Raw genomic sequence first — 20,292 nt, forward strand, 5'->3', positions numbered from 1 at the left:
AACGGTGAGCGGCTTGTCCTGTCAAACCTAACAACTTTAAAAATACTTATTGACACAAGGTTTGCGCTGTGCTAAAATATTAGATTTCCTTGACAATATCCTATTTTTATGGTATATTATTTTATGAATATGGTAAGGAGGTCCGGGAATTTGTTTAAAATTGGAGATAAAGTTGTTTATCCCATGCACGGTGCCGGGATCATTGAAGCCATCGAGGAAAAGGAAGTTCTCGGGGAAACCAGACAGTACTATATCCTCAGGTTACCGGTTGGTGATATGAAGGTAATGATACCGATTTCCAACTGTAAAGAGGTGGGGTTGCGTCAGGTAATTGATGATGACGGGGTGCAGCGGGTTTTTCGTATTTTACGTGAACAATCCACTAGCATGTCGGACAACTGGAACAGGCGTTATCGGGCCAACCTGGAAAAAATAAAAAGCGGTAACATCTATGAAGTTGCGGAAGTCGTAAGAAATTTGGTAAAGAGGGATAAAGAAAAGGGTCTTTCCTCGGGTGAACGAAAAATGCTGGAGAACGCCCGGCAAATACTAATAAGTGAGCTGGTGCTGGCTACCGAGTTGGGTGAGGATAAGACAAAATCTATGATTGAGGGAGTCTTTGCATAATACGTCAGGCAACTGGCGTATTTTTATTTGCCGGAAAAATTCTCCAAAATGGTTGAAACAAACTTTTAAATCATCCATAATAGAATATAATACCGGTGTAAATAATAATTAACAATGGAGGAGGTGAAAAAGAATGGTTAGGAAGTTGATATTTGTGCTTATGGTGGTATTGTTTGCTGCCGGCGGTAGTTATTTGGGGTGGTATATATCGGATTTAGCCTTATGGCCTCTTACCGATACTATGAAGTTTGGTATTATCGGTTTAGGTGCGCTGATTGGTTTGGTGCTGGGTATTTTATTAACGCCTTGGCTGATTCGATTTTCCCTGTGGCTGACGGCACTATTGGAGCAAATGCTCAGTAAAACACCGGTGCAAGATCTGGTCATGGGATCAGTTGGCCTCATCGTCGGACTTATTATAGCTAATTTATTAGGTTCTGTTTTTGCATTTATGGGTTTTCCGGGTAAAATAATTTGGATTGCGGTGACTTTATTGCTTGGCTACCTGGGGATGACGATAAGTGTTAAAAAGCGTGAAGAAATAATGAGCTTTTTCAGCAACATACCCCGTCTGGGCGGAAGTAAAGAAAAAGTTGCTTCGGAAGTCAAACAAACCGGTATCCAAAAGATTCTTGACACCAGTGTAATTATTGACGGCAGGATTGCCGATTTGTCAGCCAGCGGTTTTGTTGAGGGGACTCTGGTAGTACCGGGTTTTGTATTAGAGGAGTTGCGGCATATAGCGGATTCGTCGGATTTGCTGAAGCGTAACCGGGGGCGCCGGGGGCTGGATATTTTAAATAATTTACGCAAGGACGCGGCAGTTAAAGTGGTTATTAATGATAACACCAAAGGTATTGACGACTCTCTGGAAGTGGATACTAAACTGGTTAAGTTGGCTCAGAAACTGGGGGCCAAGATAGTGACCAATGATTTTAATTTAAATAAAGTGGCTGAACTGCATGGCGTAAAAGTGTTAAATATAAATGAATTGGCCAACGCTGTTAAACCTGTTGTGCTGCCGGGTGAGGAAATGGTGGTACAGGTAGTCAAAGAAGGTAAGGAGTCCGGACAGGGCATAGCCTATCTGGATGACGGTACTATGATTGTAGTGGACGGCGGTAAACGGCATATGCAACAAACAATAACCGTGCTGGTGACCAGTGTACTGCAAACAGCGGCCGGTCGCATGATATTTGCCAAGCCTCGATCGGACCGGCGAGGCGACGCCCGGTCGGATACTCATAATTACGGAGAGGTGAAGGTGCTTGGGTAGCGTTTATGCACTGGTAGCCGCAGCCGGCCGGAGTACTCGCATGGGTGGTGGGGTGAATAAGCAATTGCTCGGCTTGGCGGGGCGGCCGGTGGTTGTTTACGCGCTGCGGGCTTTGCAGGCGGTACCGGTGGATGGCATTATTCTCGTGGTGACGCCGGGTGAGGAAAGTAGTTTTAAGTCAGTGCTGGAAAAATATATGCCAGGCGCCGATATAAAAATTATTCCGGGTGGAGTGAGTCGTGGAGATTCCGTTAGGCGTGGTTTGATGGCTTTGCCCACCGGTGTTGAACTGGTAGTGGTGCATGATGGTGCGCGCCCATTGGTTAAGCCTGAAAAAATTCGGGAAACGATTCACCAGGCTCGGCAGTGGGGCGCCGCCACTCTGGCGGCGCCTGCCAAGGATACCATTAAAGTAGCGGGCGAACAAGATCTGGTGCGTGAAACCCTGCCGCGGGACAAGCTGTGGCAGGTGCAAACGCCCCAGGTGTTTAATTGCCGACTGCTCTTGGAAGCACATCGGGCAGCCATCCGGGATGGTTTTGCAGGGACCGATGATGCTTCTCTGGTGGAGCGGCTGGGGCATCCCGTCAAACTGGTGCGGGGAGATTACGCCAATATCAAGATAACTACTCCGGAAGATATAGCCCTGGCCGAAACGTTAATGCCTAAGCAATAACAAAGAATTTACTTAGTTGGTTTAATAAAGTTTAAGCCTGACCCCCGGGAGGTGGATGGGATGCTGCGAGTGGGTATAGGATACGACGTGCACGAGCTGGTGGCGGGACGGCCATTGATACTGGGCGGGGCAAAAATTCCCCATCATGTGGGGCTGAAAGGCCATTCGGATGCTGATGTGCTGGTGCACGCCGTGATGGATGCTTTGCTGGGTGCCGCCGGGTGCGGCGATATTGGCAGGCATTTCCCCGACCATGACCCGCAATACAAAGATATATCCAGTCTGGTACTGTTGAAGAAAGCAGCTGCTCATCTAAGCAGTCAGGGCTGGGTGGTGGGCAACGTGGATGCCGTGGTTATAGCCCAGGCGCCCAAGATATCCCCTTATATCGAGCAGATGCGGTTGAATATGGCCCGGGAAATTGGCGTGACCACTGATCTAATCAGTGTTAAGGCCACTACTACGGAAGGGCTGGGGTTCGCCGGCCGGGGTGAGGGCATTGCGGCCCAGGCGGTGGCATGTATTTATAAGGTAAATGATGCCGGCTGATCAATGGGAGTATTAGTTAAAGTAAATATTGAAGCCGTATCCTCCGGCTATCCGTGGGATACGGCTTTAAACAATTATGGCCTGTTGTTTCTTTTACCTGCCCAATTAGTGTAAAAAGTTGCTAGTAAATACTGCGCAGTGATATAATTAAGTGTCGAAAAACAGCCATAATAAGGGAGTGGAACCAGCATTGATCGATACTAAAGTTAGATTTGCACCCAGCCCGACAGGACCTTTACATATAGGTGGGGCACGCTCTGCCCTGTTTAATTGGCTTTTTGCCCGCCATTACGGCGGTAAATTTGTTGTGCGTATAGAGGATACCGATTTGGATCGTTCGTCGAGAGCATCGGAAGACGATATATTGTCCTCGCTGCGCTGGCTTGGCCTGGACTGGGATGAAGGTATTAATGTGGGGGGCGGCAACGGTCCGTATCGCCAAACAGAGAGACTGGAAATATATTCACGTTACGCCGCTCAATTGCTGGAAAACGGGTTGGCCTACCGGTGCTACTGCAGCGAGGAGGAGTTAGCCGCCCAGCGGGAGGCTCAATTGGCCGCCGGGGAATTGGTTAGATACACCGGCAGGTGTCGTGATCTTAGTCCGGAAGATTGTGCGCGTTTGGAAGCCGGGGGCCGTAAGCCGGTATTGCGCTTTAAAGTGCCCGCGGATAAGATAATCACGGTGCGGGATATTGTGCGGGGGGCTGTTAATTTTGACTGTGCCGGTATCGGAGATTTCATTATTATCAAGTCGGATGGCATACCCACGTATAATTTTGCCGTGGTGGCGGATGATCATTTAATGGGTATCAACCATGTTATCCGTGCCGAGGAACATCTCTCCAACACACCTCTGCAGGTATTACTGTACGAGGCGCTGGGTTGGGACGTGCCGGAATTTGCTCATGTGTCATTGATACTGGGCAAAGACCGTTCTAAAATGAGCAAGCGCCATGGTGCCACATCTATTGAACAGTACCGGGAATTAGGCTATTTACCCGAGGCGCTGGTGAATTTTTTAGCACTTTTAGGCTGGTCTCCGGGTACCGAGGAAGAGGTCTTTACCCTGGACCAGATTAAGGAACAATTTTCACTGGAGCGTGTATCCAAAAGCCCGGCGGTGTTTGACCTTGAGAAACTGAACTGGCTGAACGGCAATTACATCAGGCACAGTTCGGTGGAGCGGCTTGCGGAATTGGCGATACCTTTTTTACGCAAGGCCGGTTATTTGCCCGATGTCTTAGACGACTCGGTGCGGGAGAAGGTGCGTCTAATAGTAGTTGCGGTCAGAGAGCGCCTGGAGTATATGGCGCAAATCAATGATTTTGCCGATGTCTTTTTTAACGATCCCGGTTATGACAATAGTGAGGCACAAGGCATTCTGACCCAGGAACAAGTGCCTGCGGTAATTAAAGCATTGCGGGATAAATTGGTCGGCTATGTGGATGATTTGGATGAGGACGGTGCCCGGGCATTATTGAAAAAGCTGCCCAAAGAGCTGGGGATCGGCGGAAAGAAGGTTTATCAGCCGCTGCGGGTTGCCTTGACCGGTAAACTCAGCGGTCCGGATTTGCACCACTTGCTGCCTGTGCTTGGTGCGCCAAAGGTTATCGTCCGTTTGGAAAAGGCGCTGGCCGCGGTAGGCTAGAAACCGGGCTAACTTATAGATATCGGAAAGGCTGGGATGGGTTTGTTGTTTGGTCGGCTCCGTAAAGATATGCAAGCGGTATTTGAAAGGGACCCGGCCGCTAAATCGGTGCTTGAGGTACTGCTTTGCTATCCCGGTCTGCATGCCATTACATTGCACCGGGTCGCTCACTTCTTTTTCCGGCATCGTTTTTTTCTCATAGCCCGGCTGATTTCCCAGTTTGCCAGGGCGGTCACGCAAATTGAAATCCACCCGGGGGCCAGGATTAGTGAAGGTTTATTTATTGATCACGGCGCCGGAGTAGTTATCGGGGAAACCGCCGAGATAGGCAACAATGTAACTATTTATCAGGGAGTGACCCTGGGGGGCACCGGGAAAGAGAAAGGTAAACGTCACCCGACCATCGGAAATAATGTGGTAATCAGCACCGGTGCTAAAATACTTGGGTCGTTCACTGTGGGCGATAACAGTAAGATCGGTGCCGGTTCCGTGGTGCTGAAGGCTGTTCCTCCCAATAGCACCGTAGTCGGTGTGCCGGGTAAGGTAGTGGTTCGGGACGGTGAAAAAATATTAGATGCAGGGGTATCTATGATTGACTTGCGTCATGACCTGCTGCCTGATCCTGTGGCCGAGTCGATGTTTAGTATGCAAAAAAACGTGGAGATATTGGAAAAGCGGGTTAAAGAACTGGAGCAGGCATTACAGGATATTAATAGTAAACAGCGTTAAGCAAGTGAATATATAAACGGATTTTGTCTTGCGCAAGGGTAATGTTGTGCATTGAGCAAGAAAGGAATGGGGATCATTGGATTATGCGTATATATAATACCTTAACCGGAAAAAAAGAAGAGTTTACACCCCGTGAACCGGGCAAAGCAGCCATATATGTCTGTGGTCCGACCACTTATAACTATATCCACCTGGGTAATGCCCGGCCGATTGTGGTTTTTGATACGGTGCGCCGTTATTTGAAATATAAAGGATTTAACGTATTATATGTCCAGAATTTTACAGATATTGATGATAAGATAATCAGCCGGGCCCGGGAAGATGGTGATAACCCTCTGGCTATGGCTGAACGGTATATCAGGGAATATTTTATAGATGCCGATGCGTTAAACGTAATGCGGGCTGATATTTACCCCAAAGTGTCCGGTCATATCACGGAAATTATTAAGCTGGTTGAGACCTTGGCGGACAAGGGTTTTGCTTACCCGGTGGATGGCGATGTTTATTATAATGTGCGTAAATTCACCGGTTATGGCAAATTATCCGGCCGAACTTTGGAAGACATGCAGGCGGGGGCCCGGGTGGAGGTTGACGCACGTAAGAACGATCCGATGGACTTTGCATTGTGGAAATCCGCCAAGCCCGGTGAGCCTGCCTGGGATAGCCCTTGGGGTCCGGGCAGACCCGGCTGGCATATTGAATGTTCTGCCATGGCCCTGAAATATTTAGGTGTTAACTTTGATATTCACGGCGGTGGGTTTGACTTGATCTTCCCTCATCACGAGAACGAGATTGCCCAGTCCGAGGCGGCCACAGGCCAGCCCTTTGCCCGTTATTGGATGCATAACGGGTTTATCACTGTAAATCAGGAAAAAATGAGCAAATCGTTGGGGAACTTTTTTTTAGTACGGGATATTTTAGGAAAGTTTCCTTCCGAAGTGGTGCGCTTTTACCTGTTGGGTACACACTATCGCAGCCCCCTGGATTTTGATGATGAAAAGTTAACTGCCGCCTCAAGGGGTTTGGAACGCATAAAAACCAGTCTGCGTTTGCTGGATGAGGCCCTGGCGGGACGGGAATCCGCGGATGCGGCAATGCCCGATCCTGCGCTGGCCGTTCGTTTGGAAGAAATACGCATGGAATTTGAAAAGGCCATGGATGATGACTTTAATACTGCTCTGGCTACCGGTATGCTGTTTGACCTGGCCCGGATAGTGAATAGTTATTTGCAAACCGGTGATTTACCCGGCCCGTCGGAAAGAGTCGCCGCGCTGCAAAAAGCCCGGCAGATGTTCATGCAGTTTAACGGTGTGCTGGGAATATTTAAGACCGGCGCCGACGGCGGGATTCTGCTGGAGGAAGATGGATTGGGAAGGGAAAGCCTGGTGGATGATTTAATAGATTTAATTATTGAGATCAGACAAACCGCACGCCAAAATAGAGACTGGTCCACTGCCGATCGTCTGCGTGACCGCCTGAAGGAAATGGGTATCATTTTGGAAGATACCCCCGGCGGAGTGCGCTGGAAAAAGCAGGGGTAAATATGTTTGGAGAGACGGCCATAAACATTGATCCCCGGGAAGTATCCTCTTTGGTTCTGGCATACATAGGGGACGCGGTATACGAGCTGGCAGTGCGGGAGTATCTGGTTAACCAGGGTATAACCAACGTTAACAAATTGCACCGGGAGGCGGTGCGGCACGTGCGTGCTTCGACTCAGGCCAAAATTTTCTTCGCTCTTGACGGGCGCCTTAATAAAACCGAGGAAGCGGTGGCCCGCCGCGGGCGTAACGCCAAGCCCGGCCACGCGCCAAGGGGTGACAGTGTGATTGAGTACCGGCATAGCACCGGATTCGAAAGCTTGGTGGGTTACCTGTACCTGCAGCGTGATTGGCCCAGATTGGAAGAAATATTAAGCTTGGCCCGGGAGGTAATCGAACAGGAACTTGGTACGGGGCGTTAAGAACGGAACTTCTTTCTGCGAACTATTTGCTTACTGCTTTTGATATCGCCCAAGTTTGATTATTGATCGTGGTTGTTGTTTGGATTATATAAAAAGGTTTTGGGGGAACAATGTTATGGGGAGAACGGAACTGCGCGTCGAACTGTTGCAACATACTATAAATCCCGAGCAGCTGGTGGCTTTGGCGGCTAAGCTTTGTTATTCCTCCGCGGATATAGGAGAACTGCAACAGGGCGTTACTGAGGTAGATCAGTCACTTTTTGTGCGCAAATTAGCCGATATGGGACATTTAACACCCATAGAGCATGTCAGCTTTACTTTTGGGGTGGAGGGGGTTTCCCGAAGCCTCTTGGCTCAGATAACCAGGCACAGGATTGCCAGTTTCAGCGTGAAGTCCCAGCGGTACGTCAGTGAAGACAGTTCTGCTAAAGCAGCTGGTGTATTTAATTATATAATTCCACCGCGCATTGCCGCCTTGGGTGATAACGAAGTGCAGGAATATGCCGGGCAGATGGCTAAAATACAGCAATGGTATGATCAATGGCTGGAAAAACTGGCTTGCCACGGGGATGCGGCCCGGGAAGACGCCCGGTTTATTCTGCCCAATGCCGCCGAAACTAAGCTGGTGGTTACTATGAATGCCCGAGAGCTGTTGCATTTTTTTGCCTTGCGCTGCTGTAACCGGGCACAATGGGAAATAAGGGCGTTGGCTACGGAAATGCTGCGCTTGGTGCGGCAGGTGGCTCCCGAGCTGTTCCGGGAAGCCGGTCCCGGTTGTCTGACCGGGCCTTGCCCGGAAGGCGCCATGAGCTGTGGCAGGCAAGCCGAAGTATGCGATAAGTTCCGGAAATTATAGGTACTGGGTGGAGAATTGTCTATGGAGCAAATTGTTGTTGGACGTAATCCGGTGAGCGAGGCGCTCAGGGCCGGCCGAACCATAAATAAAATATATCTGGCTCGGGATATAAGGTCTGCCGCAACCGCAGATATTATCAAGCTGGCTAGAGAAAAGCAAGTGCCCGTGCAAAATGTGGCTAAACAAATTTTGGACCGCATGGCGCCCGGTGTGGTTCATCAGGGTGTGATTGCCCAGGTTGCGCCGTATGCATATGCAGAGCTGGAGGATATTCTGGACGGTATAAAAGACGCTGATCCTTTGCTGATACTGTTGGATGAAGTTACGGACCCGCATAATTTAGGGGCCGTCATTCGCTCCGCCGATGCAGCCGGTGCTCACGGGGTGCTTATTCCCAAACGCCGGTCCGCCGCGGTAACTCCGGTGGTTGTTAAGTCCTCGGCCGGGGCGGTGGAGTTTGTGCCTGTGGCCCGGGTGGTTAATATGGTTCGCACTATTGAATTACTTAAAGAGCGGGGTATCTGGGTGGTAGGTGCGCATCCCGATGCGCGGCAATTGGTTTGGGATGCTCCCCTGGCGGGTCCGCTGGCCATAGTAATCGGTGGGGAGGATAAAGGCCTGGGGCGGCTTGTACGGGAAAAGTGCGATTTATTGGTAAAGTTACCTATGGCCGGTCGGGTTAATTCCCTTAACGCCTCGGTGGCGGCGGCGCTAATTCTGTTTGATGCGGTGCGCCAGAGAAGTAGGGAATGAAATGAATGAATACATTCTGGTTGACGGCTATAATATTGTCCATGCCTGGCCGGAATTGGCCGGGCTGAAAGATGAAAGCCTGGAGCATGCCCGGGATCGGTTGATAGATATACTGGCTAATTACGCCGGGTTCAGCGGTGACAGAGTGGTGGTGGTTTTTGACGCGCACAGGGTTAAGGGTAATCAGGAAAGATATGAAGAGACAAATGGAGTGCAGGTATTTTACACCCGGGAAGATGAAACCGCCGATTCTTTAATTGAAAGATTGGTGGGCGATATGCCGAAAGACGGCAATGTTCATGTGGCCACCTCCGATTGGGATGAGCAAAGGGTTATCTTTGGTCGGGGTGCTTATCGCATGACACCGGGGGAGTTAATGGCGCGGGTGCGTAAGGCGGGAGAGGAAAATCAGAAGCGATTGGCGCGTAAAGATTATACCGACAGCTATCTGGAAAATCGTCTGGGGGGACATATTCGCCAAATATTTGAGCAGTGGAGAAGAAAAAAAGATTAGGATTTATATGGATGCGCAGTGAGCTTTTTTGCTTGACGAGCTCCCCCGGGATGGTTATAATAAGATTTGTAAATGTATGTACTAGCTAGTTGATTAAAAATTGGTATTATAAGCACATGTACTATCTGGGATTAAATGCTTGGATATAGTTGTCTTAAAAAATGATGTGGGGTATTTTTTTTCTGTGTGGGTTTCGTTGGGGAGATTACGGCGGGAGGGATATTGTTGAATTTACACGCCCAAAAGGATGCTTCCAGCGATTTTCAGTTAATGATTGACGAAGACGTTGTGGAATTTGCTCGTGAGGGTGACGATGCAGCTCTTGAGTATTTAATAAATAAGTATAAAAATTTTGTACGAGCCAAAGCACGTTCTTATTTTTTGATTGGTGCAGACCGTGAGGATATTATCCAGGAGGGTATGATCGGTCTATATAAGGCGATTCGTGATTTTCGGATGGACAAGTTGTCGTCTTTTCGTGCTTTTGCAGAGTTATGTATTACACGCCAAATAATAACTGCTATTAAAACCGCTACCAGACAAAAACATATTCCGTTAAATTCGTATGTTTCTTTAAATAAACCTATTTATGACGAAGACTCTGACCGTACCTTGCTGGATGTTATATCAGGTTCTAAAATATCCGATCCCGAAGAATTAATTATCAGTCGGGAGGAATTTGATGATATTGAAGAAAAGATGGGTGAAATACTAAGTTCATTGGAGTGGAAAGTGTTAATGTCTTACCTGGAAGGAAAGTCCTACCAGGAAATTGCCGTGGATCTTAAGAGGCATGTTAAATCTATTGATAATGCTTTGCAAAGAGTAAAGCGAAAATTGGAGCGTTATCTGGAGAAGCGCGAGGCCTAAAATTTTTTTAAGTTTAAAAGCCGAACTGTTCATTAGGGCAGTTGGCTTTTTTTGTTGGATTCTATTTGTTTTTTTGTCGCGTCAATCTGTTGACAAAGATACATACTTCGCTTATAATAATCTTTGTCGCCAGTGCCGGCGTAGCTCAATTGGCAGAGCAGCTGACTTGTAATCAGCAGGTTGCGGGTTCGAGTCCCATCGCCGGCTCCAGAATAATTTAGTGGAGAGGTTCCCGAGTGGCCAAAGGGAGCAGACTGTAAATCTGCCGGCGACGCCTTCGCAGGTTCGAATCCTGCCCTCTCCACCAAACTTTGAATATACTTATAGTAATTTGTATTTGATAATTTGCATTTGAATAGTGATTTAAGATATGGTATAGTATTAAATGTTGACGCGGGGTGGAGCAGTTGGCAGCTCGTCGGGCTCATAACCCGAAGGTCGGGGGTTCAAATCCCTCCCCCGCAACCAAATGCCACTATAGCTCAGGAGGTAGAGCGCATCCTTGGTAAGGATGAGGTCACCGGTTCAAATCCGGTTAGTGGCTCCAGTTTTATATATGGCGGCGTAGCTCAGATGGTTAGAGCATGCGGTTCATACCCGCAGTGTCCGGGGTTCAAATCCCTGCGCCGCTACCAGAAACCAGCACAAAGCTGGTTTTTTCATTTTAAACTGCTTTTATAAATCTGATTCGGCTGCATGAACCCTTTAGTAAAATATCTACAATATACAGTTGTAATGCGCAATAGTATAAGCCATATATAGTCTGTAATTGCTTAATAACAGACTTTTGGCAGTGAAATCAAATTTTAACTTATAAAGAAGGATTTATCTGATAACTATCGAATAAATTCCTTGGTATTTGGTTGTCGGTTAATAAAAGTGGTAAAATTGGAAATAATAAAGAGATGCTGCAACATACATAGTATTATGCGAAAATGCGAAATAATTCCGTCAGGTTGGCGGAAGTTTGTGTAATTTACTTGCATTGTTCTGCATTTGGCCAAGCTCCAGGCATATTCCAGACTAATATTGGTGATTGGCAAGCGCAATATAGCTACCAACCTTATATTTTTTGCTAAAGCAAGGAGGAATTAAAACCAACCATGGCAAAGGCGAAATTTGAGCGGACCAAACCGCACGTAAACATTGGTACCATTGGTCACGTAGACCATGGCAAAACCACGCTGACCGCGGCGATCACCACTATACTGTCGACAGTTGGCGGAGCCACAGTGAAGAAATACGATGAGATTGATAACGCACCGGAAGAAAGAGAGCGCGGGATTACCATCAATACCGCCCACGTGGAATACGAGACCACAGCCAGGCACTACGCGCACGTAGACTGCCCCGGTCACGCCGACTATGTAAAGAATATGATTACCGGCGCAGCCCAGATGGACGGCTCCATACTGGTAGTATCGGCCGCCGACGGTCCCATGCCCCAGACCCGTGAACATATATTGCTCTCCCGCCAGGTAGGTGTGCCCTATATCGTGGTGTACCTGAACAAATCCGACCAGGTAGACGACGACGAACTGCTGGAGCTGGTAGACATGGAAGTGCGTGAGCTATTAAGCCAATACGAATTTCCCGGCGACGACATACCTGTAATCACCGGTTCGGCATTAAAAGCGTTGGAATGCGGGTGCGGCAAACGTGACTGCGAATGGTGCAAAAGCGTTTGGGAACTGATGGACGCAGTAGACTCCTATATTCCCAACCCGGAACGTGACATCGACAAGCCGTTTTTGATGCCTATCGAAGACGTATTCACCATCACCGGTCGCGGTACCGTGGGCACCGGTCGTATTGAGCGCGGCGCCGTCAAAGTAGGTGAAGAAGTAGAAATCGTAGGTCTCATGGATAAGCCGCGCAAGACCGTCGTTACCGGCGTGGAAATGTTCCGCAAGATACTTGACCGCGGCGAAGCGGGCGACAATGTAGGCTGTCTGCTGCGCGGTGTAGACCGTAAAGAAATCGAGCGCGGCCAGGTGCTGGCCAAACCCGGCAGCATCAAGCCCCATACCAAATTTCACGCGGAAGTATACGTGCTGACCAAAGAAGAGGGCGGCCGGCATACACCGTTTTTCAATGGTTACCGCCCGCAATTTTACTTCCGCACCACAGACGTGACCGGCGTGGCTCAGCTGCCGGAGGGTGTGGAAATGGTAATGCCCGGCGACAACATTAAAATGGATATCGAGCTTATTACTCCCATTGCCATAGAAGAAGGATTGCGCTTCGCTATTCGTGAAGGCGGCCGTACCGTGGGCGCCGGTGTTGTTACCGGTATCAACGAATAGTTATAGCTTAGCGGGGGTGGAGAATTGGTTGATGCCGATTCTCTACCCTTATCTTGACAGCTGTTTTGAATTGTGTTAAAGTTGATAAGGTAATTTTTAAAAAAAGGACAAAAGGTCTTTTTTTAGTTTAGGGAGGTGGGCCCGGTGAGGGTGGGAGTAACGTTGGCCTGCACCGAGTGTAAGCGCAGAAATTATTCAACAACCAAGAATAAGAAAAACGATCCTAATCGTATTGAGCTGAAGAAGTATTGCAAGTTTTGTCATACCCATACCATGCATAAGGAAACCAGATAAGTATATTTAAGGATGTGGCATATGTGGCCGTGACCAAAAAACAGGAAGGGTCTATGAAAAAAGATAAAGGCACAGGCACAGGCATAGGGAAAGAATTAGTTAAAAAAGATAATCGGAAAGAAGTGGCCAAAAAGAATGCCGCTGCCAACAAGCCTAACCGAATTGAGCAAGCTAGAGCTTTTTTCCGTGGGGTAACGAACGAACTCAAAAAAGTGCACTGGCCCAATCGCAGGGAGACCATGATTTATACTTCGGTGGTTTTGGTTTCGGTGGTGTTTGTGGCTGTATTAATTTGGGTATTTGATATTATTCTCGGTTCGGCCATGGGTATGCTGATAAAATAGTCAAGGGGGTGAGGGGCCTGCGTTCACGCCGGGTCCCTTATATTTATGAGTAAGCGCTGGTTTGTCATACATACCTACTCCGGTTATGAAAACAAGGTTAAGGCGAACCTGGAAAAGCGCATTGAGTCCATGAATATGGAAGATAAGATATTCCGTATTTTGGTTCCCATGGAAGACGAGGTAGAGTTTAAAGACGGCAAAAAAAAGGTTACCAAACGGAAAATTTTCCCCGGCTACGTCTTGGTGGAAATGATAATGACCGACGATTCATGGTACGTGGTGCGTAATACTCCCGGAGTAACCGGTTTTGTAGGTAGCGGGGCTAAGCCTATTCCGCTGGAAGAAGCGGAAGCCCGGCAAATTATCAGGACGATGGGTATGGAGGAATCGCGTACCAAAGTTGACTTTAATGTTGGCGAACAGGTGCGAGTGACCTCCGGGCCTTTTGAGAATTTTGGCGGGGTTATTGAGGAAATACTGCTTGATAAGAACAAGCTAAGGGTATTGATATCCATGTTTGGCCGGGAAACCCCGGTGGAGCTTGATTATAATCAGGTTGAAAAAATAAATTAGACAGCGCGAGGAGGTGTGTAACATATGGCTAAACGGGTAGCGGCAGTTATTAAATTGCAGGTACCGGCGGGTAAGGCTACTCCCGCACCCCCGGTGGGTCCGGCACTGGGCCAACATGGGGTTAATATTATGCAATTTGTTAAAGATTATAATGAACGTACGGCCAAGCAGGCGGGGATGATTATTCCGGTAGAAATAACTGTTTATGAAGACAGGAGTTTTACCTTTATCACTAAAACCCCCCCGGCGGCGGTACTGCTGAAAAAGGCGGCCGGGCTGGAGACTGCTTCGGGCGAACCTAATAAGAAGAAAGTAGGCAAGGTAACCAGTGCCCAGGTGCGGGAAATTGCCGAGTTAAAAATGCAGGATTTAAACGCTAACGATGTTGACGCGGCTATGCGTATGGTTGAAGGGACCGCACGCAGCATGGGTATAGAGGTAGCCGGTTAAAAATGTGGGAGGATCATTTCCGTTAATACCACAAGGAGGTACAATATATGCCAAAAAGAGGGAAAAGGTATCAAGATGCGGCCAAACAAATTGACCGTGCAAAACTTTACGATCCGCAGGAAGCAATTGACTTGCTCAAAAGCATGTCCAAAGCTAAGTTTGATGAAACTGTGGAGGTCGCGGTTAGGCTTGGCGTGGACCCGCGGCATGCCGACCAGCAGGTCCGGGGAGCCATGGTGTTGCCACACGGTACCGGTAAAACTCGTACTGTGCTGGTTTTTGCCAGGGATGATAAGGCCAAGGAAGCCGAAGCTGCCGGAGCGGATTTTGTCGGTGCGGAAGATATGGTGGAAAAGATTCAAAAGGAAGGCTGGCTGGGATTTGAAGTGGCCATTGCTACCCCGGATATGATGGGTATGGTGGGTAAATTGGGTCGTATTCTTGGCCCGCGTGGGTTAATGCCCAACCCCAAAACAGGTACTGTTACCTTCGATGTTAACCAGGCTATACAAGAAGTGAAAGCCGGTAAGATTGAATACCGGGTGGATAAGGCCGGGAATATTCACGCTCCTATTGGTAAAGCTTCCTTTGATGCTGAAAAACTTGCCCAGAATTTAAAGGCATTGGTCGACCAGCTTATCCGGGTCAGACCTGCGGCTGCCAAGGGCCAGTATATTAAAGGTATTACAATTACCACCACCATGGGGCCCGGTGTTAAGGTTAGCGCCCAGAAAGTTACTGCCTGATAAATTAAGCTGCATAGTGATACCTAGCCGCAGACAGCAGGCGCCCGTTGCGGGCATAATGGTTAAATGCCGCCAGCCGAGGCCGGGAGGGTTAAACCTTTTAAGCGTTTGCTTAAACGGGCCTCTGGCATATGCGTCTGCGCCGGAGGTTTTTTAGTTATCCGATGGCCGGTCGCCGCCGATACCTTCACTTTTAAGAGGCGGATAAGCGGTGCTGAGCTCCCCGGATAACGGTTCCTAAAATTCGGAGCGGCCTAGAGTCCCAACCGAATTAAGAATTTGAATTGGAAAAGGAGGTGTACATATTGCCTATTAATAAGCAGGAAAAAGAACAAATGCTGCAAATGCTCAAAGAAAAGATGGGTTCTTCGCAAATAATTATTATGGCCGACTATAAGGGTATTGATGTTGATGCCATGACCAAGTTGCGCCGTAAAATGCGCGATTCGGACAGTGAGTTAAAGGTAGCTAAGAATACGATTATTAAAATCGCGGCTCGGGAATTGGCTATCGAAAATGTAGATCCCTATTTGGAGGGCCCCACTGCGCTGGCCTTTGGCATAAATGATCCGGTAGCTCCGGCTAAAGTACTGAGTGAATTTATTAAAGAGTATAAGAAACTGGAAATAAAAGCGGCCGTTTTAGAAGGACAGGTTATTGACGCAGCACAAGTGAAGGCACTGGCCAGCTTACCTTCCCGGGAGGTGCTGCTGGCAAAAGTGCTGGGCGGAATGCAGGCCCCCATGTATGGTTTTGCCGGTGCTCTGCAGGGCTTGCTGAGGAATTTTGTTTATGTGCTTGATGCCGTGCGAGAGAAAAAAGCCGGCGAAGCGGCGGGTTAAGGCGTTTTGCATATCCGTCGTTGCCGTGTGGTTTTTGAATAAGAAAAAAATTAGGGAGGTTTATATTAATGTCCAAAGTAGCAGAAATACTGGAAGCCGTTAAGGGCTTAACCGTTTTGGAGCTGGCCGAGCTGGTCAAAGCTTTTGAAGATGAATTTGGTGTAAGTGCGGCAGCCCCCGTTGCGGCTGTTGCGGCTCCCGTGGCTGGTGGCGCAGCCTCAGCCGAGGAAGAAGTGCAAACTGAATTTGATGTAATTTTAACAGCCGTTGGAGATAAGAAAGTTAACGTTATTAAGGTGGTACGCGAGGCTACCGGTCTGGGCTTAAAAGAGTCCAAGGAATTGGTTGACAGTGCTCCCAAGCCTGTCAAGGAGAAGATTAGCAAGGAAGACGCCGAAGCGCTTAAGGCTAAGCTTGCCGAAGCCGGTGCCACTGCTGAAATCAAGTAGTTGATATCGGAATAAAAAAAAGCCGCTTCCGATTGGATGCGGCTTTTTGCTTGACAGTTAAAAATTAGTATGTTATAATCTTAAAATCGCATTGTAAAGAGTATTGGTAGAATTACCATATTCTAGTATTATTTTTTATATATGTTCAGATAATGTATCCATTATAAAAATAATGGAAATAATACATTAGATAGCTTTTTTATTTTGTTAGTAAGCGAGGGATTGTGAAGAGAACAATACCTTGCTTTTCCTTGTTTGTATTAATATTAATGCCTTATTTTTGGGGGTGTGGTGCTGTAGATGTATCCTGAACAACTGGGTACTAGAACCAGGTGGAATTTCGGGAAGTTCCAGGAAGTCCTGGAGCTGCCAAATCTTATTGAAGTGCAGCGCAATTCGTACGTATGGTTTCTTAGTGCAGGACTGAGGGAGGTGTTCCATGATATTTCTCCCATTCAGGATTTTACCGGCAATTTAGTGCTGGAGTTTCTTGATTATAACCTGGGCAAACCAAAGTATGGCGTTGAGCAATGTAAAGAACGCGATGTTACTTATGCGGCTCCACTTAGGGTAAAGGTACGTCTGATCAACAAGGAAACCGGTGAGGTTAAAGAACAGGAAGTTTTTATGGGTGATTTCCCGTTGATGACCGATAAGGGTACCTTTATTATCAACGGGGCTGAGCGGGTTATTGTCAGCCAGTTGGTGCGTTCACCCGGTGTTTATTTTGCGGAGACACACGACCCCAGCGGCAAAAAGCTTTATGGCGCGACTATTATACCTAATCGTGGCGCTTGGCTGGAATTTGAAACCGATGTTAACGACCAGCTTCACGTGCGTATTGATCGTACCAGAAAGATCACTGCAACAGTATTGATAAGGGCTTTGGGTTATGGATCCAATATTATGATAACAGATTTGTTCAATGAAAATATACATATTCAGGAAACCCTGGCCCGGGATAATACTGATTCCACAGAAGACGCGCTGGTGGAGATCTATAAACGCTTGCGTCCAGGCGAACCGCCTACGGTAGATAGCGCCCGGTCGCTGCTGGAAACACTCTTTTTTGATCCCAAGCGTTACGATTTGGCGGTTGTAGGTCGTTACAAAATTCAGAAAAAGCTTAAACACGGGGTGTTATACCGTTATCCCGAAAGTGATAGCCAGGAAACGGAATTTGATCCTTATTTGAAAGCTGACGTGCCCAAGGAACGGGAATTTATCCGGGAGCTCACTGCACAAGATATTATTGAAACGGTGAACTATTTACTGCGTCTTATGGAAGGTGAGGGGCAGGTAGATGATATCGACCACCTGGGCAACCGGCGTTTGCGCTCGGTGGGCGAGCTGCTGCAAAATCAGTTTCGCATTGGTTTATCCCGGATGGAGCGTGTAGTGCGGGAGCGTATGACCATTCAGGATGTGGATGTCATAACTCCACAGGTGTTGATTAACATTCGCCCCGTGGTAGCGGCCATTAAAGAATTCTTTGGCTCAAGTCAGCTCAGCCAATTTATGGACCAGACCAATCCTCTGGCGGAATTGACACACAAACGTCGTCTATCCGCTTTGGGACCCGGCGGTCTCAGCCGTGAGAGAGCCGGTTTTGAAGTCCGGGACGTACACCACTCTCACTATGGGCGGATGTGTCCCATTGAGACGCCGGAGGGTCCCAACATTGGTTTAATTGGGTCGCTCTCGTGCTATGCGCGCATTAATAAATTTGGCTTTATTGAAACACCTTACCGTAAGGTGGATAGGGAGAACAAACGGGTTACAGGGGAGATAATATATCTTACTGCGGACGAGGAAGAGGATCAGGTTATTGCCCAGGCCAACGCTCCGCTAAACGACGACGACTATTTTGTCGATGCGCGTGTCAATGCCCGTCATGGCAGTGAGATATTGGTGGCTCCCGTGGAACAAGTTGATTACATGGATGTTTCGCCCAAGCAGGTGGTTAGTGTAGCCACTGCGTTGATACCGTTTCTGGAACATGATGATGCCAACCGGGCATTAATGGGCGCCAACATGCAGCGGCAAGCCGTTCCCTTACTTAGAACCGATGCTCCGCTGGTGGGTACCGGTATTGAATATAAGGCGGCCAGGGATTCCGGCGTGGTTAAACTTGCCGGTAACAGTGGAGTGGTGGAAAGGGTTACGGCTGCTGAAATTGTTATTCGCACTGATGATAATAGATCGGAAAAATATAAATTGCTGAAGTTCGACAGGTCCAATCAGGGTACCTGTATAAACATGCGTCCCATAGTTAGTAAGGGGGAAAGAATTGCAGCCGGTCAGGTTATTGCCGACGGGCCGTCCACCGATAATGGTGAGCTGGCTTTGGGGCGTAACATACTGGTGGCCTTCATGCCATGGGAGGGCTACAATTACGAAGATGCTATACTGATTAGTGAAAAGACAGTTAAACAGGACTATTTTACTTCCATACACATTGAGGAGTACGAATGCGATGCCCGTGATACTAAGTTGGGCCCTGAAGAGATCACCCGGGATATCCCCAATGTCGGCGAGGAAATATTAAAGGACCTGGATGATCGCGGTATTATTCGTGTGGGGGCCGAGGTGCGTCCGGGGGACATCCTGGTGGGTAAGGTAACACCCAAGGGGGAAACCGAGCTCACAGCCGAGGAACGCTTACTTAGAGCTATTTTTGGCGAAAAGGCTCGCGAAGTGCGAGATACGTCTCTGCGGGTACCCCATGGTGAAGCCGGTAAAGTGGTGGATGTAAAGGTATTCGCCCGGGATAACGGTGATGAGCTGCCGCCTGGAGTAAATCAATTGGTGCGGGTCTATATTGCTCAAAAACGCAAGATATCCGAGGGTGATAAAATGGCCGGGCGGCATGGCAACAAGGGCGTTGTGGCACGTATATTACCCGAGGAAGATATGCCGTTTTTGCCTGACGGCACGCCTATAGAAATTGTGCTTAATCCTCTGGGGGTGCCTTCCCGGATGAATATCGGACAGGTGTTGGAAACGCATCTGGGCTGGGCGGCCCGCGCGCTTGGGATACATGTGGCTACTCCGGTATTTAACGGCGCACTGGAAGAGGATATTGTCGCTCAGCTGGAAAGGGCCGGATTGCCCGCGAACGGTAAAATGACATTGTATGACGGGCGTACCGGCGAGCCATTCGATAGCTCTATCACAGTTGGGTACGTATATATGCTTAAACTGGCCCACCTGGTGGATGATAAAATTCATGCCCGTTCTACAGGACCATATTCATTGGTGACTCAGCAGCCTTTGGGCGGGAAGGCCCAATTCGGCGGCCAGCGTTTTGGTGAAATGGAGGTTTGGGCGCTGGAGGCTTATGGTGCGGCGTACACGCTTCAGGAGATACTTACTGTTAAATCGGACGACGTTGTTGGACGCGTAAAAACCTATGAAGCCATTGTTAAAGGCGAGAATGTGCCCGAACCCGGTGTGCCTGAATCTTTTAAGGTACTTATCAAGGAGCTGCAGAGCCTTGGGCTTGACGTTAAAGTACTTTCAGAGGATGACCAGGAAATTGAAATTAAAGAAGCGGAAGATGATATTGCCGAGACCGCCAAAGACTTGGGTATAGAATTGCACGAGGATCGGGTGCGGCGGCGGGACGACAGTTATGATGGACCCGAAGACGAGGAAGATGAGGAATCGGGTGGGGATGTTGATGAGCTGGATGAGGATGCTCTTGTTGATAAAGACGGTAAATTGGATGACCTGGATGAGACAGATGATCTGGACGAGGAATTGACCGTTTATGACCCTGATGAGGAGAATTACTAAAACAGGTAGAAAACCCGAAGGGAGAG

At 48.3% G+C, this 20,292-nt stretch carries 21 protein-coding genes, 5 tRNA genes and 1 other annotated feature; all 26 genes read left to right on the forward strand.

Going from position 1 to position 20,292, the window contains the following annotated elements; translation table 11 throughout:
- Positions 1-150: 150 nt before the first annotated feature.
- The 26 genes from ABDB91_RS01765 (at position 151) to rpoB (ending at position 20,266) form a co-directional block, all read left to right on the forward strand.
- On the forward strand, positions 151-627 hold the full coding sequence (locus ABDB91_RS01765) for a CarD family transcriptional regulator (protein ID WP_006522898.1): 477 nt from the start codon (positions 151-153) through the stop codon (positions 625-627).
- 133 nt (positions 628-760) lie between these two features.
- Entirely contained in the window at positions 761-1,903 is a 1,143-nt protein-coding gene (locus ABDB91_RS01770; RefSeq protein ID WP_347489902.1) for a PIN/TRAM domain-containing protein, read from the forward strand.
- Positions 1,896-2,579 carry a 2-C-methyl-D-erythritol 4-phosphate cytidylyltransferase gene (ispD, locus tag ABDB91_RS01775; RefSeq protein WP_347489903.1) on the forward strand — a complete coding sequence of 228 codons (684 nt, stop codon included), beginning with the start codon at positions 1,896-1,898 and terminating at the stop codon, positions 2,577-2,579. Before ABDB91_RS01770 ends, ispD begins: the two co-directional genes overlap by 8 nt.
- 63 nt (positions 2,580-2,642) lie before the next feature.
- Positions 2,643-3,128 carry a 2-C-methyl-D-erythritol 2,4-cyclodiphosphate synthase gene (gene ispF / locus ABDB91_RS01780; RefSeq protein WP_347491503.1) on the forward strand — a complete coding sequence of 162 codons (486 nt, stop codon included), beginning with the start codon at positions 2,643-2,645 and terminating at the stop codon, positions 3,126-3,128.
- A 190-nt stretch (positions 3,129-3,318) separates the two neighbouring features.
- A complete protein-coding gene (gene gltX / locus ABDB91_RS01785) occupies positions 3,319-4,779 on the forward strand; it encodes a glutamate--tRNA ligase (RefSeq protein ID WP_347489904.1) in 1,461 nt (486 codons plus the stop codon).
- 45 nt (positions 4,780-4,824) lie between these two features.
- Positions 4,825-5,508 carry a serine O-acetyltransferase gene (gene cysE, locus ABDB91_RS01790; RefSeq protein WP_347489905.1) on the forward strand — a complete coding sequence of 228 codons (684 nt, stop codon included), beginning with the start codon at positions 4,825-4,827 and terminating at the stop codon, positions 5,506-5,508.
- A gap of 83 nt (positions 5,509-5,591) precedes the next feature.
- Entirely contained in the window at positions 5,592-7,049 is a 1,458-nt protein-coding gene (cysS, locus tag ABDB91_RS01795; protein ID WP_347489906.1) for a cysteine--tRNA ligase, read from the forward strand.
- Between the two features lie 2 nt (positions 7,050-7,051).
- Complete coding sequence (locus tag ABDB91_RS01800) at positions 7,052-7,471, forward strand: ribonuclease III domain-containing protein (protein ID WP_347489907.1); 420 nt, start codon at positions 7,052-7,054, stop codon at positions 7,469-7,471.
- Between the two features lie 115 nt (positions 7,472-7,586).
- Entirely contained in the window at positions 7,587-8,327 is a 741-nt protein-coding gene (thyX, locus tag ABDB91_RS01805; RefSeq protein WP_347489908.1) for an FAD-dependent thymidylate synthase, read from the forward strand.
- Positions 8,328-8,348: 21 nt separating this feature from the next.
- Positions 8,349-9,080: a 23S rRNA (guanosine(2251)-2'-O)-methyltransferase RlmB gene (gene rlmB / locus ABDB91_RS01810; protein ID WP_347489909.1), complete on the forward strand. Its 732-nt coding sequence runs from the start codon at positions 8,349-8,351 to the stop codon at positions 9,078-9,080.
- Between the two features lies 1 nt (position 9,081).
- Entirely contained in the window at positions 9,082-9,594 is a 513-nt protein-coding gene (locus ABDB91_RS01815; RefSeq protein WP_347489910.1) for an NYN domain-containing protein, read from the forward strand.
- A gap of 225 nt (positions 9,595-9,819) precedes the next feature.
- Positions 9,820-10,464, forward strand: coding sequence for an RNA polymerase sporulation sigma factor SigH (gene sigH / locus ABDB91_RS01820; protein ID WP_347489911.1), 645 nt, complete (start codon positions 9,820-9,822; stop codon positions 10,462-10,464).
- Positions 10,465-10,598: 134 nt separating this feature from the next.
- A tRNA-Thr gene (locus ABDB91_RS01825) sits at positions 10,599-10,674 on the forward strand.
- Between the two features lie 12 nt (positions 10,675-10,686).
- Positions 10,687-10,771, forward strand: a tRNA-Tyr gene (locus ABDB91_RS01830).
- Between the two features lie 85 nt (positions 10,772-10,856).
- Positions 10,857-10,932, forward strand: a tRNA-Met gene (locus ABDB91_RS01835).
- 3 nt (positions 10,933-10,935) lie between these two features.
- Positions 10,936-11,011 (forward strand) — tRNA-Thr (locus ABDB91_RS01840).
- Between the two features lie 11 nt (positions 11,012-11,022).
- Positions 11,023-11,099: transfer RNA gene (locus ABDB91_RS01845), tRNA-Met, on the forward strand.
- A 468-nt stretch (positions 11,100-11,567) separates the two neighbouring features.
- The gene (gene tuf, locus ABDB91_RS01850) at positions 11,568-12,770 is read left to right on the forward strand and encodes an elongation factor Tu (protein WP_347489912.1); all 1,203 of its coding nucleotides are present in this window, start codon (positions 11,568-11,570) and stop codon (positions 12,768-12,770) included.
- Between the two features lie 144 nt (positions 12,771-12,914).
- Positions 12,915-13,064 (forward strand): 50S ribosomal protein L33, encoded by a 150-nt coding sequence (gene rpmG / locus ABDB91_RS01855; protein WP_347489913.1) that lies wholly within the window; start codon positions 12,915-12,917, stop codon positions 13,062-13,064.
- Positions 13,065-13,087: 23 nt separating this feature from the next.
- Positions 13,088-13,408, forward strand: a complete 321-nt coding sequence (secE, locus tag ABDB91_RS01860) for a preprotein translocase subunit SecE (RefSeq protein WP_347489914.1) — start codon at positions 13,088-13,090, stop codon at positions 13,406-13,408.
- 45 nt (positions 13,409-13,453) lie between these two features.
- The gene (gene nusG / locus ABDB91_RS01865; RefSeq protein ID WP_347489915.1) at positions 13,454-13,981 is read left to right on the forward strand and encodes a transcription termination/antitermination protein NusG; all 528 of its coding nucleotides are present in this window, start codon (positions 13,454-13,456) and stop codon (positions 13,979-13,981) included.
- Between the two features lie 24 nt (positions 13,982-14,005).
- Positions 14,006-14,431 carry a 50S ribosomal protein L11 gene (gene rplK, locus ABDB91_RS01870; RefSeq protein ID WP_347489916.1) on the forward strand — a complete coding sequence of 142 codons (426 nt, stop codon included), beginning with the start codon at positions 14,006-14,008 and terminating at the stop codon, positions 14,429-14,431.
- 47 nt (positions 14,432-14,478) lie between these two features.
- Positions 14,479-15,177 (forward strand): 50S ribosomal protein L1, encoded by a 699-nt coding sequence (rplA, locus tag ABDB91_RS01875; protein WP_347489917.1) that lies wholly within the window; start codon positions 14,479-14,481, stop codon positions 15,175-15,177.
- Between the two features lie 9 nt (positions 15,178-15,186).
- Positions 15,187-15,342, forward strand: a sequence feature (ribosomal protein L10 leader region).
- Positions 15,343-15,482: 140 nt separating this feature from the next.
- Positions 15,483-16,019, forward strand: coding sequence for a 50S ribosomal protein L10 (gene rplJ / locus ABDB91_RS01880; RefSeq protein WP_347489919.1), 537 nt, complete (start codon positions 15,483-15,485; stop codon positions 16,017-16,019).
- Between the two features lie 68 nt (positions 16,020-16,087).
- Positions 16,088-16,468, forward strand: coding sequence for a 50S ribosomal protein L7/L12 (gene rplL / locus ABDB91_RS01885; RefSeq protein WP_347489920.1), 381 nt, complete (start codon positions 16,088-16,090; stop codon positions 16,466-16,468).
- A gap of 300 nt (positions 16,469-16,768) precedes the next feature.
- Entirely contained in the window at positions 16,769-20,266 is a 3,498-nt protein-coding gene (gene rpoB / locus ABDB91_RS01890) for a DNA-directed RNA polymerase subunit beta (RefSeq protein WP_347489922.1), read from the forward strand.
- Positions 20,267-20,292: the final 26 nt, after the last annotated feature.

The sequence above is a fragment of the Desulfoscipio sp. XC116 genome (genome assembly GCF_039851975.1).
Taxonomy (GTDB): domain Bacteria; phylum Bacillota; class Desulfotomaculia; order Desulfotomaculales; family Desulfallaceae; genus Sporotomaculum.

Excerpts from the sequence above, each read along its gene's own strand:
- ABDB91_RS01770 (WP_347489902.1), top strand. The coding sequence starts at position 761 with ATGGTTAGGAAGTTGATATTTGTGCTTATGGTGGTATTGTTTGCTGCC.
- cysS (WP_347489906.1), top strand. The coding sequence starts at position 5,592 with ATGCGTATATATAATACCTTAACCGGAAAAAAAGAAGAGTTTACACCC.
- ABDB91_RS01800 (WP_347489907.1), top strand. The coding sequence starts at position 7,052 with ATGTTTGGAGAGACGGCCATAAACATTGATCCCCGGGAAGTATCCTCT.
- thyX (WP_347489908.1), top strand. The coding sequence starts at position 7,587 with ATGGGGAGAACGGAACTGCGCGTCGAACTGTTGCAACATACTATAAAT.
- rlmB (WP_347489909.1), top strand. The coding sequence starts at position 8,349 with ATGGAGCAAATTGTTGTTGGACGTAATCCGGTGAGCGAGGCGCTCAGG.
- ABDB91_RS01815 (WP_347489910.1), top strand. The coding sequence starts at position 9,082 with ATGAATGAATACATTCTGGTTGACGGCTATAATATTGTCCATGCCTGG.
- tuf (WP_347489912.1), top strand. The coding sequence starts at position 11,568 with ATGGCAAAGGCGAAATTTGAGCGGACCAAACCGCACGTAAACATTGGT.
- nusG (WP_347489915.1), top strand. The coding sequence starts at position 13,454 with ATGAGTAAGCGCTGGTTTGTCATACATACCTACTCCGGTTATGAAAAC.
- rplK (WP_347489916.1), top strand. The coding sequence starts at position 14,006 with ATGGCTAAACGGGTAGCGGCAGTTATTAAATTGCAGGTACCGGCGGGT.
- rplA (WP_347489917.1), top strand. The coding sequence starts at position 14,479 with ATGCCAAAAAGAGGGAAAAGGTATCAAGATGCGGCCAAACAAATTGAC.
- rplL (WP_347489920.1), top strand. The coding sequence starts at position 16,088 with ATGTCCAAAGTAGCAGAAATACTGGAAGCCGTTAAGGGCTTAACCGTT.
- rpoB (WP_347489922.1), top strand. The coding sequence starts at position 16,769 with ATGTATCCTGAACAACTGGGTACTAGAACCAGGTGGAATTTCGGGAAG.